The following is a 15,471-nucleotide window of genomic DNA, read 5'->3' as shown; positions in this document are numbered from 1 at the left end:
AGAGCTCGAAGAGCTCGAAGGAATCTCGAAAAACAATCCCGGACCGCTACTGGCTCTGTCGGTACTCAGCCGGCCTTGGCCTGGGCCGCGAGGCGAATGCCTGCGTTGGACTCACCAAAATTCTGGTAGCCGCCACGTCGCTCGACGATCTCGAAGAAGAAGCGCCCCGAGAAGGTCTCGGTATAGGCATGCAGGAAGTCGCCGTCCTCGTTGCGATCGAACAGGATGTTGCGCGAGCGCATGGCGTCGAGCAGTTCCGGGGCGATGTCGAAACGCGCCTCCAGGTCGTCGTAGTAGTTGCGCGGGATCTTCAGCAACGGCAACCCACGAGCAAGAAACTCGTCCACGGTGGCAATGATGTCGCGGCTCTCGAAGGCGATCTGCTGCACGCCGCCGCGGAAAGCGCTGAGGAAACGCCCCGGCTGGGTCTCGCGGGCCTGGGAGACGGTGAGCGGCAGGCGAATGCTGCGGTCGGGGCTGACCACCGCCTGGCTGATCATCATGCCATGCGGATCGACGATCTCGTTCTCGGACTCGGCAGCGAAGCCGAATACGGTGCGGTAGAACAACTGCCAACCCAGCAACTGAGTGGCCGGCAATACGTATGAGAGATGGTCGATGCGTACCAGACCCGCTTCGTCACGGCTCTCCTGGTCGAAAAGCTCGAAGTCGGTGCGCCACTGCAGATCATCGGCAGCCGCCTCGTCCACCAAGTAGATCAGGCTGCCCTCGACGCCACGGATCGCCGAGATTTCCATTTCTCCTTCGCCCACCTGACTACGGAACAGCGGAGCCTTGAAGGCCCGCGCACGTCCCAGCGCCCGCTCCACGTCATCGACCCGAAACCCCACGGCACATACCGAAGTGCCATGCAGCAGTCGGAAGGTGTGGGCGAAGCTGTCGGTCTCGAAGTTGAGCACTAGATGGATCTCGCCCTGCTTCCATAGCTCGACGTTCTTGGAGCGGTGACGCCCCACGTGGCGAAATCCCAGCGCATCGATGAACTCGCCCAGGGGGCCGGCGCTCTCCTCGTCGAGGGTGAACTCGATGAAGTGAATGCCATGATAGTTCGGCGCGGGAGGCAGCTCACGCGCCCAGGGCCCATGCTCGACCAGATTCTCTAGCCAGATCAACGAGCGCAGGCCATCCAGGGCAGTGACCTCGGTAGGTGCGGCGCGGAAGGCATCGCTGAAGATCTCGAGCGAAAGGGGGCCGTCATAGCCCGACTTGCCCAGCTCGGTCATGAAATCATGGAGCGGCAGGCGCCCCTGGCCGGGGAAGCAGCGGAAATGTCGGCTCCACTGCAGCACATCCATGTCCAGCAGCGGCGCATCGGCCAGTTGGACAAAGAAGATCTTCTCTTTGGGAATCTTGCCGATCGTAGAGAGGTCGTGGCCGCGCGAGAGGATATGAAAGCTGTCGAGCACCACGCCAAGGTTGGGATGATCGGCTCGGCGCACCACCTCCCAGGCATCTCGATAATCCGCGATGTGGCGCCCCCAGGCCAATGCCTCGAAGCCGATGCGAATGCTGCGCCTGGCCGCGCGCTCGGCCAGTTCGCGCAGATCGGTCACGGCCCGCTCCATGTCGTCGATGGTCTGCGGCGAGACGTTGCTGCAAACCAGCAGGAAATCGGTGCCGAGCTGCTCCATCAGGTCGAACTTGCGTTCGGCACGCTGCAGGTTGCGACTACGCTGCGGTTCGGGCATGGCCTCGAAGTCGCGAAACGGCTGAAAGGCCACGATAGTCAGCCCCAGGCGCTCGCAGAGCTGACGCACCTCCCCGGGGGAGCCGTCGAACGAGAGCAGATCGTTCTCGAAGATTTCCACACCCTCGAAGCCCGCGCGAGCGATCGCTTCCAGCTTGGTCCTGAGATCGCCGCTCAAGCAGACCGTGGCAATGGCACGCATCTACATCCCCTCCTGGCGCCATCGCCTGACGGGCAATGGGCAGCCTTCTTGTTCGTTCAAGAATTTTGTCGTTCCGCCTCAGGTGGAACTGGAACATGGTTTCAATGTTCGCATAGCGGCCTTAAGTTCGCAATGATCCAAAACATGCAAGCACAGTTATCGACATAGGCCTTAACGGCCCGCGGCGGATATCATAAGAGTAGTGCCGAAGCTGTGGCTCGTTATCTTCTTCTGTGTGCATGCGTTAGCAGTATCCGGCATTAAACCTTCGTCGCAGAATTTCCCCTGAGCATTGACAGTATTGGAAGGGAGTTCTAGTGTTCGCAAAAAGCACTATCGTTCGCAGGGCGAACACAAACCCATTCCCGCCGAGACAGAAGGCCGTCATCAGGCGGCAAATAACAACCAATCAGAACAACCCCGGAGGATTTCATGTTCAAACCGCTGCTCACATCCCTGGCCGTCTCCCTCGCCTCACTGGCCATGGCCAGTAGTGCACTCGCCGATTATCCGGAGCGCAACATCCAAGGCACCATCCAGTGGGGTGCCGGTGGCGCCACCGATAACGTCGCCCGCAGCCTCACGCCCCATGTTGAAGAAATCCTGGACACCACCATCGTGCTGACCAATCGCCCGGGTGGTACCGGCGTGATCGGCATGAACCACGTCATGCGCCAGCGTCCCGACGGCTACAACCTGCTGATCGGCGCCGAGAACCCGCAGCTCTATCCGCTGATGGGGCTGGCCGACTTTACCTACGACGACATGCATACCGTCAACATCATCGGCCAAGGCCTGGTGGTGATCGCAGCACCTGCCGATAGCCCCTTCGACAGCTTCGCCGACCTGCTCGAACATGCCCAGCAGAACCCGAACGAGCTGCGCATGGGCGGCACCGGTGCTGGCGGCCTGCCGAGCACCGTTCATGCCATGATCAACGCCGTGGGCGAGCTCGACGTGCGAACCGTCACCTTCGGCGGCGACGGCCCCGGCATCACCGCTATGTTGGGCGGCCACATCGACTTCATGCCGCTGAGCCTGGCCGCCGCCGGTGAGCAGATTCGTGGCGGCAAGATGAAGGGACTGGCCGTGCTCACCGCCGAGGAGATCGAATCGCTGCCAGGTGTCGCGCCGATCACCGAAGCGCTGCCCGATATCGAGGCCTTCCTGCCGTGGGGGCCGTTCTGGGGCGTTTTCGTCCACCAGGACACCCCCGACGACATCAAGGCCACCTTGGAAGATGCCTATGAACAGGCCGTTGCCAAGGATGAGTTCGTCGAGTTCCTGCATAACTTCGGTGCCGAACCGCTGAACCTGCGTGGCGAGGAAGCCCAGCAATACCTGGACAGTTGGCAGTCGGTTACCGGCTGGTCCATGTTCGAAGCCGATGCCGAGACACTGAAAGCCACGCCTGAAGAGCTCGGCATTCCGCGTCCGTAACCCACCTTCGCGGTGAAGGGGGAGGCAAAGCTTCCCCCTTGGAGTCTGTTGATGAGCAAGAAAATCGAGCGCGTACAGGCTGGCGAAAAAGTCTTCGACTGGCTGCTTCTGTTGCTGAGTATCGGTGTACTGGTCGAGGCTTACCGCATCGACGGCGGTCTGCGGCTCAATTCGGCCGGCTCATTCCCGGTAGGCCTGGCCCTGGTGATGCTGGCCTCATCACTGGCCATCCTGTTCAGCCACCGCTACAAGCGACGTGATGAACGCATTCACAGTGCCCTGCATGAGTTACAGGTATTCTTCCACGAGCACTTCCAGCCCCATATCGTGGTCTTCTCGGTGGGCGCGGTGATATATCTCGCGGCCATCGTCTGGGCAAGCTTCTATGTCAGCACCTTCATTTTCCTGGCGGCCATGTTCATCTACCTGCGCCAGGGCAAGGTCATCAGTTCGCTGATCATTACCGCGGTGGCCCTTGCGATCATCTATGTCCTTTTCACCGTGGTCTTCCGCGTCTACCTTCCCTGACCCTCGAGGCCCTCGATGAGTGACACCCTTTCCTTCCTGCTCATGGCCTGGCTCGACCCGGGCCTGCTTGGCCTGACCGCCCTCGGCGTGCTGGCCGGCATATATATCGGCGCCATACCCGGCCTCTCCGTAACCATGGCCGTGTCGATCCTGATCTCCTTCACCTTCTCCTGGGACATCAACAATGCCCTGGCGCTGATGGTCGGCATCTACGTGGGTGGCGTCTACGGCGGCTCGCGTACCGCCATCCTGCTCAACATTCCCGGCGCCCCCTCGGCGGTGACCACCGCCTTCGACGGTTATCCGCTTGCCCAGCGCGGCGAGGCCGGGCGTGCCATCGGCCTGAGCACCGTGATGTCGGTAATCGGCGGACTGATCGGCGTTGCGGTGCTCGCCGGCACCGCCCCTTATCTCTCCGACCTGGCGCTGCAGTTCGCTCCTCGTGATTACTTCCTGATCGCCGTACTCGGCCTGCTGCTGGTCAGCTCGCTCTCCGGTAAGTCACTGTCACGCGGTATTTTCTCGGTAGCCTTGGGAAGCGTCATTGGCCTGGTGGGCATGGACATGGTCACTGCCCAGCCACGTCTCACCATGGGGCAAATGGAGCTGCTCGGTGGGATCCACTACGTGGTGGTGATGATCGGCCTGTTTGGCGTGGCCGAGGCGCTCTACCAGCTGCACAACCTGGCCAAGGTGCCGATCAAGCAGAAGGTCGACAAGATCGTGCCGCCGCTGAACATGGTACTGAAGTTCCTGCCGCTTTCGATACGCACCGCGATAATCGGCGTCGTGGTAGGCGCACTGCCCGGTACCGGTGGCGACATCGCTTCGCTGTTCGCCTACGATCACGCCAAGCGCACCGTCAAGAACCCCAGCCGGCCGTTCGGCGAAGGGGCCTATGAAGGCCTGGTGGCCCCTGAGACCGCCAACAATGCCGCAGTGGGCGGTGCCTATGTGCCGATGCTGACGCTGGGCATGCCCGGCGATGCGGTGACCGCCGTGATCATCGGCGCCCTGGTCATCCACGGGCTCAACCCCGGCCCGATGCTGATGATCGAAACCCCACACATCTTCTGGTTCACCGTGGGCAACTTGGCGCTGGCGAACATCTTCCTGCTGTTCTTCGGCCTCACCGGCATCAAGATCTTCTCGAAGATCGTCGAGGTGCCCAAGGCGGTGCTGATCCCGCTGATCCTGGTGCTCTGCGTGGTCGGCACCTACTCCATCAACAGCAACATGATGGAAGTCTACTGGATGCTCGGCTTCGGCATCCTCGGCTACTGGCTCAAGGTATTCGGCTTCCAGATGGGTCCGATCATCCTCGGCGTCATACTGGGCCCGCTGCTCGACGAATCTTATCGCCAGGCGATGTCATCGGTTGGCGATCGCGCTGGCGATTTCCTGTTGGCCCTGGTTACCAACCCGCTGTCCCTTGTGTTGACCAGCGTGATCGTACTGGTACTGCTGAGCAACACCCCGCTCAAGGGCTGGCTGGCCAAACGCTTCAGCAGGGCCTGACGCACCACTGGCGCAGCCATGCCCGGCCGTGCCGGTGGTGAGAACAAACGGACGAAAGGTTGTGAGTGTGACCGATCCAGCCCTTCACTATGCGCTGGTCTTCGACTTCGATGGTGTGGTGCTGGACTCGGCCACCCTCAAGCGACAGGCCTTCGCCGATCTCTATGCCGAGGCACCTGCCCCTCAGTACCAGGCCGTATGTGCCTACCTGGGCCGCAAAGGAGGCCAGCCACGCGAGGTCAAGTTTCGCCATATCGAAGCGCATATCTTCGGTCAACAAGCCAGTGAAGCGCGTATCCGCGAACTCTGCGCGCTTTTCAAGGCCAGCGTCGAGCAGCGTCTCCTCGAGGCCCCTGCGATTCCCGGCGCTGTGGAATTTCTCGCCCGCTGGGCCGGCAAGCGCCCGCTCTACCTGCTCTCGGCCACGCCCGAGGCCGAGCTGAGGGCCATCGTCGAGAAGCGCGACCTCGCACGCTATTTCCGAGAGGTCGTCGGCTCGCCTCCCGACAAGGTCACCGGCTTGCGTAACCTGCTGGTTCGCTGCGGACATGCCGCGAACGAGACGGTAATGATCGGCGACTCCTACAACGATTTTCGCGCCGCCCGCTCCAACGGCACCCGCTTTGTCGGCGTCACCGCCGACCCCGGCGCCTCCCCTTTCCCGGGCGACACCATCACCGTCCGCGATTTGCACGGCCTGGACGCCGCCTTGGAAAAGCTCTGACCCTTACACCCCCTCGTCACTCTTGCCTGTCGTGCTCCTGTTCCATCTGCCCAGGGCGTATCGGTTGGCGGGGTTCTTCTAGGCCGGGGCTTTCCGGTTCCAGATCGCGGTAGGGGGCGTCGAATTCATTGCTCTCCCCTTGACGTTCACTGCCGCCCTGCCCTACCTGTGGCTCGGTATCAGCCCCCGTATCGGCACCCGACTGTGCTTCGTTTTCATCGTTCGAGCCGGTGCCGTGCATGTCCTGTTCGGGCTCGTCTCGGGCAACGCCCAGGTCGTCCTCGCGCGCCTCGATGGTGCCGATCTGCGCCTCTTCGGCTACCGCTCCTTTCTGTACTGGAGCGCTTGGTTCAGGAGACGCATCCTGACCGAAGGCGGCCGGCACCGCTCCGAAGGCAAGCGCCGCGACCAGGAACCCCATTCCCTTGTGGTAGTTCATCGTCCTTTCCTCCCGCGGCAGAGTGCCGCTCATTCCCAGCCATGAACGCCCGCCATGTCCGGCAGCTCATGGGCGATGCCCTTGTGGCAGGTAATGCAGGTTGCCTCGCCCTCCACCAGGCCGCGCTGGTGCGCCGCGGCTGCCCGAGGGCTCTGGCGGGTGAAGTCCATGTACTGTTCGTCGTGGCAGTTACGACACTCCAGCGAGTCGTTGGCTTCGAAGCGCCGCCACTCGCGTGACGCCATCTCGAGGCGGTGGTCGAGAAACTTCTCGCGGGTGTCGATGACCCCGAAGATATGCCCCCACACCTCCTTTGAGGCCTGCATCTTGCGCGCGATCTTGTCGGTCCAGTTGTGCGGCACATGGCAATCGGAGCAGACCGCCCGTACCCCCGAACGGTTGGTGTAATGAATGGTGGGCAGAATCTCCTGGTAGACGTTGGATTCCATCTCGTGGCAGCTGATACAGAACTGCTCGGTATTGGTGGCTTCCATCGCCGTGTTGAAGCCCCCCCAGAAGAGTACGCCGCCGATGAACCCGCCCACGGTGAGAAAGCCGAGGCTGAAATAGCCGCTGGGCGAGCGGAACACGCGCCAGAAGGTTCCGAGGACGTTGCCGATCCATCTGAACATAGCGTCCTCCTTATTCGCTTCGCTGGCGTGAACCGCGGATGAGATCGCTCATGTCCACGAAGGTGTTACCAACCCGCGAGGGCGCATCGGTCTGCGGTACGTGACACTGGGTACAGAAGTAGCGCCGCGGCGACAAATCGCCGAGGAAGTTGCCCTCTCGGTCCATGTAGTGGGTGACGCTGACCATGATCGCCTGGGTCTCGCCGACACGGGTTCGCGCGTGGCAGGCCATGCAGCGGTTGGCGTTGAGGTCCACTTGGTAGTTGTCGATGCGGTGCGGAATGGTGGGTGGCTGCATCGGATATTCGCGCACCGGGCGCAGGCTGCGGTCCTCGACCCGGTACAGCGGCTCCGGTGTCGGCTCCTCCAGCAGCGGTACGTTGGCACGCAGCGCATCGAGCTCACCTTCGGCGGCGAAGCTGTGCAAGGCCAGCAGGCTGAAAGCGGCAATGCAGGACAGGACGGTAACGCTGAACAGTCGCATGATCGCCTCCTAGACGGCCTCGATTCGGCAGGCGCATTTCTTGAAATCCGTCTGCTTGGAGATGGGATCGGTGGCATCCAGTGTGACCTTGTTGATCAACTGGCTGGCGTCGAACCAGGGCACGTACACCACGCCGCGCGGCATGCGGTTGCGTCCGCGCGTCTCGACCCGCGAGTGCATCTCGCCGCGCGGGCTGGCGATGCGCACCTCGCTGCCACGCCTGACGCCAAGTTCACGCGCATCCTGCGGATGCATGTAGACCACAGCCTGGGGAAAAGCACGATGCAGCTCGGGTACTCGCCGCGTCATCGAGCCGGAGTGCCAGTGCTCGAGCACGCGCCCGGTTACCAGCCACAGCGGGTACTCTTCGTCGGGCGCCTCGGCGGGCGGCTCGTAGGGCACGGCATAGACGATCGCACGGCCGTCCGCCTGGCCGTAGAAATGGATGTCGCGCCCCTCCTCCACGTAGGGGTCGTACTGGCCGTTGTAGCGCCACGGGGTCTCCTGGCCGTCCACCACCGGCCAGCGCAGCCCGCGAACCTGGTGGTAGACCTCGAAGGGTGCCAGGTCGTGGGCCTTGCCGCGGGTGAAACGGGCATACTCCTCGAATAGCCCCTTTTGCACGTAGAAGCCGAAGTGGTGGGACTCGTCGTTGTCGAACTCGGGGTTGAGTTCGTCGAGGCCGAAGGCGTCCACCTGGCCGTTGCCAAACAGCACGTCAAAGAGAGACTTGCCGCGGTAATCCGGGTTGGCGTCGAGCAGTTCCTCCGGCCACACCTCCTCGATGTCGAAGCGCTTGGAGAATTCCATCATCTGCCACAGGTCGGAGCGCGCCTCGCCGGGGGCCGTGACCATCTGCTGCCAGAACTGGGTGCGCCGCTCGGCGTTGCCGTAGGCGCCCTCCTTCTCGACCCACATCGCCGCCGGCAGGATCAGGTCGGCAACCTCGGCCGTCACGGTGGGATAAACATCCGAGACGATGATGAAGTTGTCGGGGTTGCGATAGCCCGGGTAGGTCTCCTCGACCAGGTTGGCTGCCGCCTGCACGTTGTTGTTGCACTGCACCCAGTAGACGTTGATGTCGCCGTCCTTGAGCATGCGGTTCTGCAGCACGGCGTGGGCACCGGGCTGTTCCTGGATGGTGCCCTCCGGTACCTTCCAGATCTCCTCGGCAAAGCGGCGATGGTTGGCGTTGGTCACCACCATGTCGGCGGGCAGGCGATGGGAGAAGGTGCCGACCTCGCGCGCCGTGCCGCAGGCCGAGGGCTGACCGGTGAGCGAGAAGGGGCTGTTGCCCGGCGTCGCGATCTTCCCGGTCAACAGGTGGATGTTGTAGATCATGTTGTTCGCCCACACACCGCGGGTGTGCTGGTTGAAGCCCATGGTCCAGAACGACATCACCTTGGTGTCGGGGTCGGCGTAGAGTTCGGCCAAGGCATCGAGCTGGCGCTTGGGCACACCCGAGAGCCGGGTGACGGTCTCGGCATCGTACTGCTGCAGGAATTCGCGGTAGCGCTCGAAATCGATGTCACGCGCGCCGGCACTGTCGCGGGCGTTGGCCGCTGCCAGCTCCAGGCGATGCTCGGGACGCAAGCCGTAGCCGATATCGACGTTACCCTCCATGAAACGCACGTTCTCGTCGACGAAATCCCAGTTCACCCGATCGTTCTCGATGATATAGCGCGCGATGTAGTTGAGGATGGCGAGGTCGGCCTGGGGAGTGAAGATGATCGGCTGATCGGCCAGCTCGAAGGAGCGATGCTCGAAGGTAGAGAGCACGGAGACGCGCACGTGAGGGTTCGACAACCGCCGGTCGGTAATGCGTGTCCACAGGATGGGGTGCATCTCCGCCATGTTGGCGCCCCATAGCACGAAGGCATCCGCCGCTTCGATGTCTTCATAGCAACCCATCGGCTCGTCGATACCGAAAGTGCGCATGAAGCCGAATACGGCGGACGCCATGCAGTGGCGTGCGTTGGGGTCGAGGTTGTTGGAGCGAAAACCGGCCTTCATCAGCTTGTTGGCCGTGTAGCCTTCCCAGATCGTCCACTGGCCCGAGCCGAACATGCCGATGGCGCTGGGCCCCTTCTCGCGCAGCGCGGCCTTGTACTTCTCGGCCATCACGTCGAAGGCCTCGTCCCAGCTTACCGGCGTGAATTCACCATCCTTGTCGTACTCGCCGTTGGTCTTGCGCAGCAATGGCTGGGTCAGGCGATCCTCGCCGTACATGATCTTGGAGAGAAAGTAACCCTTGATGCAGTTAATGCCGCGATTGACGGGCGACTGCATGTCGCCGTGGGTAGCCACGACCCGATTGTCCCTCACGGCCACGTTGACGCCGCAGCCCACCCCGCAGAACCGGCACGGCGCCTTGGACCACTTCAGCTGCGTGTGCTGCGCGTCGGTCACGATGTTCTGCGCCTGCGTAGCGGTCGTCATGCCGGCCGCCGAGGCCGCCGTCGCTATCGCCGAACTCTTGATGAAATCACGCCGTGTCAGCGTCATGTGCCTCGACCTCCCGATCCAGCTCCTGCCTCGATTCCATGTGGTGGTAGACCATGCTGACCGACAGCACGCCCTCCCGCTCCTGCAGCCAGTCGATGATCTCGACGATGCGGCGCTGCGAAGGCATTTCGAGCAGCACCACCATCTTCCCGACAGGATCGACGGCAGGAATTTCCACACCGTCGAATGCCGAGCACTGCACCTGTAGCGCATCGATATGTTGTGGCCTTACCTGCACCACCAGGCTGGAAATATGCACCTCGTCATCCATGTCGCTCCCCCTCATTACCCAGCCCCGCCAATGCTTTCGGCATCACCTTGACTGCCTGAACCGGACAGAATTGCACGCAGGCGCCGCAGCCATTGCAGGCCTCGCTATCGACGCAGGGCTCGGGAACACGATGCGCATTGAAGGTGAAACGAATGGCACTGATCTCGCACACTTCGCCACAGTTTTTGCAATAGGTACCGTGAATGCCTAGGCAACTTTCTTCGATGGTAGCCACGTTATTCCAGGCAGGAACTGCTTCACTGTTGGCAAAGACCGGCTCGGGGCAGGCATGGACACAGGCCTGACAGAAGGTGCACTCACCTAAGGAAAAATCGATTTCGGGGAACCCGCCATCACCAGGAACGATGACCTGAGTTTCGCAGGCCTTAATGCACTCACTACAGCGTGTGCATAGTTGCGTAAATGCTCCCTCATGGGCGGACCAAGGCGGTCTGATCACCGGCTCATGCCATACGCGCCCTTGCAGCAGCGCACGACGCGACGGATCCACAGGTGACATGGCTTACTCCCAATCGCCAGGTGAAACTGGCGCTTTTCGTCACGGTATTATGTGGTTATTTTTGGTCGTAAACTGGCTAGAACTACGTCTATCCAGGCGGACCAGGAGGTCCAGTAAGCAGCTGAAGCATCCATACCCCAAAGCCGTAGCCCGAAACCACGATGACGGCCAAAATGGGAAACAGGATGCCAGCCAGGAAGAGAAAGACGGCCAGTTCTCGTCGCTTCTCCCGGGACTCTTCTGGCGTATTTGGCTTGGTTGGTCTAGCACGTCTGTCGATCGAATTTCCCATACCCGGCACCGTAGCGTGTCGTCTTGTACTACCGTAGGAAGCAATGGTCGTTCATGCAAATCTTCTACATGTTTTTATTTGGCACCATGCATATCAGGAGATCCGAATGAGTAAATGTTTTTCATGCGGTGCAATGATGGCAACGATCGGGGCAGCCTGGCTTTTCACGCTCGGCTCGGCCTGGGCGGGTCTCGACCGCGACGAGGTGCGCGCCGCCCTGTATGCCCTGCACGCGCACCAGGCGGAGCTGGCCGAGCTGGCCAGGGAACGCGCCGCGCGTGACGAGGTAGCCCAGCTGGCGAGCACCCTGGAGCGCGACCACGGCATTCTCGAGGAGTGGCTGGTAGCGGCCAGCGAGCGCGGCGAGGCTCCCGAACGGAGCGGCGAGGCCGTGCACGACAGCGAAGCCTTCGAAGCACTACGCGAGCTGGAGAGTGAGGCCTTCGACGAGGCCTACCTGGCTTACCAGATGGAGCTGCACATGGCGGCGATCGAATACCTGGAGCAGCACCGGCCCCAGGGCGACGAGCAGTTGGACGAGTTCAACAACCACCTGTTCGTCACCCACGGGACGCTGCTCGTCAACGGCGAGCTGGTCGACTCGCTTCGCTAGGGAGATAGCTGTGCGCATGCCCGCAGCCGTGAGGTACGACAGCGGGCGCCAGCCTCAGGCGCGCTCGGCGGCGCGGATCACGGCGTCCAGCGCCGCCAGGTAGCCCTGGCTGCCGAGGCCGGCGATCACGCCATCGGCGCGCAGCGAGACGTAGGAGTGGTGGCGGAAACTCTCGCGCTTGTGCACGTTGGAGAGGTGCACCTCGATCACCTTGCCCTCGAAGGCGTTGAGCGCATCGAGAATGGCCACCGAGGTATGCGTATAGGCGGCGGGGTTGATGACGATCGCCGCGGTGCCGTCCTCGCGGGCGGCATGAATGGCGTCGATCAGCACGCCTTCGTGGTTGCTCTGTAGCGCCTTGATGTCCCAGCCGTTGACGGCGGCCTTCTCGTACAGCGCGTTGTTGATGTCGTTCAGCGTCTCGCTGCCGTAGATCTCCGGCTGGCGGGTGCCGAGCAGGTTGAGGTTGGGGCCGTGCAGGATCAGAACCTTGTTCATCGCTATCTCTCTCGGGGCAACAGAATCGGGTGGGTAAGCCTCATGCCTGCGGCTCCAGCAGCCGCTGCCAGGCATCGATCACCGCCTGGCGGTGGGCGTGGAAATCAGCGTCGCGGCCGCGGGCGGCCTCGCGAGTCAATGAGGCGCGATGCGCGGTGCTACGCAAGGCCAGGTAGGCCTCGCGCAGGCGTTGGCACTCCTCGGCGGGCAGCCGGCCGGTGCTCTCCAGCGTCTCCAGGATGCGCATGTTGTCGCTCCACTGCAGCAGTTCGGGTGTCTCGTGACCCATGGAGAGCACCGCGAACTGGCACAGGAACTCGATGTCGACCATGCCGCCGGGGTCGTGCTTGAGGTCGAACTCTCCCTCCCCGACCTTGCCACCCAGGTGGTCGCGCATCTTGTGGCGCATCTTCACCACCTCCTCACGCAGGGCCTCACGCTCGCGTCGCCGCCCAAGGATTTCGCGGCGCACCGCATCGAAGCCCTGCGCCAGGCGGGGATGGCCAGCCACCACACGGGCTCGCACCAGCGCCTGGTGCTCCCAGGTCCAGGCCTCGCGACGCTGGTATTCGCCAAAGGCCTCGAGCGTGGTGGCCAGCAGCCCGGCATTGCCCGAGGGACGCAGGCGCATGTCAACCTCATAGAGAGTGCCGGCCGGGGTCACCGCGGTGAGCAGGTGGATGATGCGCTGCCCCAGGCGGGTGAAGAATACCGGCGTGTCGATGGGCCGCGTGCCGTCGGTCTCGCCCTGGGAGTCGGCATCGTGCATGAAGACAAGGTCGAGATCGGAGCCATAGCCCAGTTCGATGCCGCCCAGCTTGCCGTAGCCGACGATCAGGAATTCCGGTTCAGCCCCGGCGCGCGAGCCATCCCGGCGCCGCGGAAAGCCGTGCTTGCGCACCAGGTGACGCCAGGCCATGGCGAGCACCGTTTCCAGCAGTACTTCGGCAATGTAGGTGAGGTAGTCGCTGACCTTCATCAGGTGGCGGGTACCGGCGATGTCCGAGGCGGCGACGCGCAGTACATGCGCGTGCTTGAACACGCGCAGCGCCTCTAACTGGGCCTCTTCATCATCCTCGGGGATGCGCCCCAGGGCCTGGCGCAGCTCATCGGCCAGGCGCGCCTTGTCGGCGGGGGTGTAGAGGGTCTCCGGGGTCAGCAGCTCATCGAGCAATAACGGGTAGCGGGCCAGTTGCTCGGCGATCCAGGGGCTGGCGCCGCACAGCCCCATCAGGTGGCTCAAGGCCTCGGGGTTCTCGCGCAGCAGCGCCAGGTAGGCGGTGCGCCGCAGCACCGACTCGATCAACGGCAATACCCGTTCAAGCGCGGTATCGGGAGTGTCGCTTGCGGCCACGGCGTCCAGCAGCAGCGGCATCAGCGCCTCGAGGCGGTCGTAACCGATGCGCTGCATGGACTGGACCTGGCGCGACTGGCGCAGGGTCGTGAGGCGTCGCAGTGCCATCTCGGCCTGGTCGAAACCCGCCTCGGCCAGCAGCGCCTGCGCCTCCTGGGCATCGAGCTCGGCGCACCACAGCGCGCGCCACTCCTCGAGCGACAGGGCGCCCTCCTCCGTGGCATCGCTTGATTCCTCGGTCTCCTCTTCCGGGTCGGCGATCACCGCGTCGAAGTGCTGGCGCACCCGGCAGCGGACCTCATCGAGCCGCGCCATGACCGCCGGCCAGTCCTCCATGCCCAGCGCCTGGGCGACGCGCTCCCGGTCGAGGTCGTCATCGGGCAGGCTCTGGGTCTGGCGGTCCTCCAGTGCCTGCAGCACGTGCTCGAGATCGCGCAGGAAGACGTAGTCGGGGAGAAGTTCATCGACCACCGCCTGGGGCAGCAGGCCGAGAGCTGGCAGGCGCGAGATCGCCGTGCGCAGCGAGGTGACCTGCAGCTCGGTATCGCGTCCGCCGCGGATAAGCTGGAAGGCCTGCACCACGAATTCCACTTCGCGGATACCGCCGGGGCCGAGCTTGATGTTGGCCTGCATGCCGCGGCGTTTGACCTCGCGATTGATCAGCGCCTTCATCTCGCGCAGCGATTCGATGGCGCCAAAGTCGAGGTACTTGCGATAGACGAAGGGGCGCAGGTTGCCGAGCAGCTCGCTCCCGGCCCCCAGGTCGCCGGCTACCGGCCGCGCCTTGAGCATGGCGTAGCGCTCCCACTCCCGGCCCTGGTCCTGATAATAGGCCGCCAGCGAACTGAAATTGCCGACCAGCGGGCCACCATCGCCCAACGGGCGCAGGCGCATGTCGACGCGAAAGGCGAAGCCATCGGCGGTGACCGCATCCAGCGCGGCGATCAATCGCTGTCCGAGTTTGGTGAAGTACTCCTGGTGTTCGAGCGACGTGCGCCCGCCCTCTGTCTCACCCTTCTCGGGGTAGGCAAAGATCAGGTCGATATCCGAGGAGAGGTTGAGTTCACCGGCGCCGAGCTTGCCCATGCCCAGCACCACCAGGCGCTGCTCGCTGCCATCGGCGCGCGGCGCCGGGCGCCCCCAGCGCGGCTCGAGGTGCTCCTCGAGCCAGCCCAGCGCTCCCTCGAGACACACCTCGGCAAGCCGCGACACAGAGGCAGCCGTCGACCACATGTCGATGCCCGCCGGTCGCGTCAGGTCGCGCCAGACGATGCCCAGCATGCGCGCCCGGCGGAAGCGGCGCAGCGCCGCGTGCAGGGCCGCCTCGTCCTCGGCATTTTCCAGCCGCTCGGCCAGCCAGGCAGCGAGCGTATCGGGGCCAGGAGCTTCATCCAGCTCGCCGCTGGCATCAAGGTGCTGCAGCCAGTCGGGGTAACGCACCAGGGTATCGACCGCGAAGTCGGAAATGGCCATGACGCGCGCCAGCTGGCGCCGGCGTCCGGGATCGAGGCCCAACCAGTTCTCCGAAGGAAGCTCCTGGCCGGTCATCTCGGCGACGTTGTCGCCCCGTGCCAGGCTTTCGCCGAGGCGCTGCCATGCCTTCTCCAGGGCGGGCACGAGCGCAGGGGAAAGATCATCGGCAGGCAGGAAGTCGTCGGGTAAGGGCATGGCAACGGGCCTTGTCGCAGCTGGATCACCCCCAGCATATCGAAGGCACCGGCACGGCGGCACCCCCGAACCGTG

15 protein-coding genes are annotated in these 15,471 nt (G+C 63.3%); 5 read left to right on the top strand and 10 right to left on the bottom strand.

The genetic code is table 11. The features are described 5' to 3' along the window. Positions 1-65 precede the first annotated feature (65 nt). Entirely contained in the window at positions 66-1,910 is a 1,845-nt protein-coding gene (locus tag ACUY1T_RS16025; protein ID WP_446024484.1) for a bifunctional sugar phosphate isomerase/epimerase/4-hydroxyphenylpyruvate dioxygenase family protein, read from the bottom strand. A gap of 432 nt (positions 1,911-2,342) precedes the next feature. Between ACUY1T_RS16025 and ACUY1T_RS16020 the strand changes: the two genes are divergently transcribed. The 4 genes from ACUY1T_RS16020 (at position 2,343) to ACUY1T_RS16005 (ending at position 6,120) form a co-directional block, all read left to right on the top strand. Further along, positions 2,343-3,350: a tripartite tricarboxylate transporter substrate binding protein gene (locus ACUY1T_RS16020; protein WP_446024482.1), complete on the top strand. Its 1,008-nt coding sequence runs from the start codon at positions 2,343-2,345 to the stop codon at positions 3,348-3,350. Between the two features lie 51 nt (positions 3,351-3,401). Next, a complete protein-coding gene (locus ACUY1T_RS16015) occupies positions 3,402-3,878 on the top strand; it encodes a tripartite tricarboxylate transporter TctB family protein (protein ID WP_446024480.1) in 477 nt (158 codons plus the stop codon). 15 nt (positions 3,879-3,893) lie between these two features. Continuing rightward, positions 3,894-5,396, top strand: coding sequence for a tripartite tricarboxylate transporter permease (locus ACUY1T_RS16010; RefSeq protein ID WP_446024478.1), 1,503 nt, complete (start codon positions 3,894-3,896; stop codon positions 5,394-5,396). A 67-nt stretch (positions 5,397-5,463) separates the two neighbouring features. After that, on the top strand, positions 5,464-6,120 hold the full coding sequence (locus ACUY1T_RS16005; protein WP_446024476.1) for an HAD family hydrolase: 657 nt from the start codon (positions 5,464-5,466) through the stop codon (positions 6,118-6,120). 16 nt (positions 6,121-6,136) lie between these two features. Here the strand turns inward: ACUY1T_RS16005 and ACUY1T_RS16000 are convergent, their stop codons facing one another. The 7 genes from ACUY1T_RS16000 to napE all read right to left on the bottom strand — a co-directional run bounded on the left by ACUY1T_RS16000 (position 6,137) and on the right by napE (position 11,263). Continuing rightward, positions 6,137-6,559 (bottom strand): hypothetical protein, encoded by a 423-nt coding sequence (locus tag ACUY1T_RS16000; protein WP_446024475.1) that lies wholly within the window; start codon positions 6,557-6,559, stop codon positions 6,137-6,139. Between the two features lie 29 nt (positions 6,560-6,588). Next, the gene (locus ACUY1T_RS15995) at positions 6,589-7,191 is read right to left on the bottom strand and encodes a cytochrome c3 family protein (RefSeq protein ID WP_434232922.1); all 603 of its coding nucleotides are present in this window, start codon (positions 7,189-7,191) and stop codon (positions 6,589-6,591) included. Between the two features lie 10 nt (positions 7,192-7,201). Next, positions 7,202-7,675: a nitrate reductase cytochrome c-type subunit gene (locus ACUY1T_RS15990; RefSeq protein ID WP_446024473.1), complete on the bottom strand. Its 474-nt coding sequence runs from the start codon at positions 7,673-7,675 to the stop codon at positions 7,202-7,204. Between the two features lie 9 nt (positions 7,676-7,684). Next, positions 7,685-10,180 (bottom strand): nitrate reductase catalytic subunit NapA, encoded by a 2,496-nt coding sequence (gene napA / locus ACUY1T_RS15985; RefSeq protein ID WP_446024471.1) that lies wholly within the window; start codon positions 10,178-10,180, stop codon positions 7,685-7,687. Continuing rightward, complete coding sequence (locus tag ACUY1T_RS15980; protein WP_446024469.1) at positions 10,161-10,451, bottom strand: chaperone NapD; 291 nt, start codon at positions 10,449-10,451, stop codon at positions 10,161-10,163. Before ACUY1T_RS15980 ends, napA begins: the two co-directional genes overlap by 20 nt. Then, complete coding sequence (gene napF / locus ACUY1T_RS15975; protein WP_446024467.1) at positions 10,444-10,971, bottom strand: ferredoxin-type protein NapF; 528 nt, start codon at positions 10,969-10,971, stop codon at positions 10,444-10,446. Before napF ends, ACUY1T_RS15980 begins: the two co-directional genes overlap by 8 nt. Before the next feature lie 88 nt (positions 10,972-11,059). Next, a complete protein-coding gene (napE, locus tag ACUY1T_RS15970; protein WP_446024465.1) occupies positions 11,060-11,263 on the bottom strand; it encodes a periplasmic nitrate reductase, NapE protein in 204 nt (67 codons plus the stop codon). A 106-nt stretch (positions 11,264-11,369) separates the two neighbouring features. Between napE and ACUY1T_RS15965 the strand changes: the two genes are divergently transcribed. After that, positions 11,370-11,876 (top strand): DUF4142 domain-containing protein, encoded by a 507-nt coding sequence (locus ACUY1T_RS15965; RefSeq protein WP_446024463.1) that lies wholly within the window; start codon positions 11,370-11,372, stop codon positions 11,874-11,876. 54 nt (positions 11,877-11,930) lie between these two features. Here the strand turns inward: ACUY1T_RS15965 and aroQ are convergent, their stop codons facing one another. After that, positions 11,931-12,374: a type II 3-dehydroquinate dehydratase gene (gene aroQ / locus ACUY1T_RS15960; protein WP_209538121.1), complete on the bottom strand. Its 444-nt coding sequence runs from the start codon at positions 12,372-12,374 to the stop codon at positions 11,931-11,933. Positions 12,375-12,414: 40 nt separating this feature from the next. Continuing rightward, complete coding sequence (gene glnE / locus ACUY1T_RS15955; RefSeq protein WP_446024460.1) at positions 12,415-15,396, bottom strand: bifunctional [glutamate--ammonia ligase]-adenylyl-L-tyrosine phosphorylase/[glutamate--ammonia-ligase] adenylyltransferase; 2,982 nt, start codon at positions 15,394-15,396, stop codon at positions 12,415-12,417. Positions 15,397-15,471 lie beyond the last annotated feature (75 nt).

This window comes from Billgrantia sp. Q4P2, from assembly GCF_052806135.1.
Note: the sequence above shows the minus strand (reverse complement) of the source record. Positions and strands in the feature narration are given on the sequence as shown.

Excerpts from the sequence above, each read along its gene's own strand:
- ACUY1T_RS16025 (WP_446024484.1), bottom strand. The coding sequence starts at position 1,910 with ATGCGTGCCATTGCCACGGTCTGCTTGAGCGGCGATCTCAGGACCAAG.
- ACUY1T_RS16000 (WP_446024475.1), bottom strand. The coding sequence starts at position 6,559 with ATGAACTACCACAAGGGAATGGGGTTCCTGGTCGCGGCGCTTGCCTTC.
- napF (WP_446024467.1), bottom strand. The coding sequence starts at position 10,971 with ATGTCACCTGTGGATCCGTCGCGTCGTGCGCTGCTGCAAGGGCGCGTA.
- napA (WP_446024471.1), bottom strand. The coding sequence starts at position 10,180 with ATGACGCTGACACGGCGTGATTTCATCAAGAGTTCGGCGATAGCGACG.
- glnE (WP_446024460.1), bottom strand. The coding sequence starts at position 15,396 with ATGCCCTTACCCGACGACTTCCTGCCTGCCGATGATCTTTCCCCTGCG.
- ACUY1T_RS16010 (WP_446024478.1), top strand. The coding sequence starts at position 3,894 with ATGAGTGACACCCTTTCCTTCCTGCTCATGGCCTGGCTCGACCCGGGC.
- ACUY1T_RS15990 (WP_446024473.1), bottom strand. The coding sequence starts at position 7,675 with ATGCGACTGTTCAGCGTTACCGTCCTGTCCTGCATTGCCGCTTTCAGC.
- ACUY1T_RS16020 (WP_446024482.1), top strand. The coding sequence starts at position 2,343 with ATGTTCAAACCGCTGCTCACATCCCTGGCCGTCTCCCTCGCCTCACTG.
- ACUY1T_RS15995 (WP_434232922.1), bottom strand. The coding sequence starts at position 7,191 with ATGTTCAGATGGATCGGCAACGTCCTCGGAACCTTCTGGCGCGTGTTC.
- ACUY1T_RS16015 (WP_446024480.1), top strand. The coding sequence starts at position 3,402 with ATGAGCAAGAAAATCGAGCGCGTACAGGCTGGCGAAAAAGTCTTCGAC.
- ACUY1T_RS15965 (WP_446024463.1), top strand. The coding sequence starts at position 11,370 with ATGAGTAAATGTTTTTCATGCGGTGCAATGATGGCAACGATCGGGGCA.
- napE (WP_446024465.1), bottom strand. The coding sequence starts at position 11,263 with ATGGGAAATTCGATCGACAGACGTGCTAGACCAACCAAGCCAAATACG.
- ACUY1T_RS15980 (WP_446024469.1), bottom strand. The coding sequence starts at position 10,451 with ATGGATGACGAGGTGCATATTTCCAGCCTGGTGGTGCAGGTAAGGCCA.
- aroQ (WP_209538121.1), bottom strand. The coding sequence starts at position 12,374 with ATGAACAAGGTTCTGATCCTGCACGGCCCCAACCTCAACCTGCTCGGC.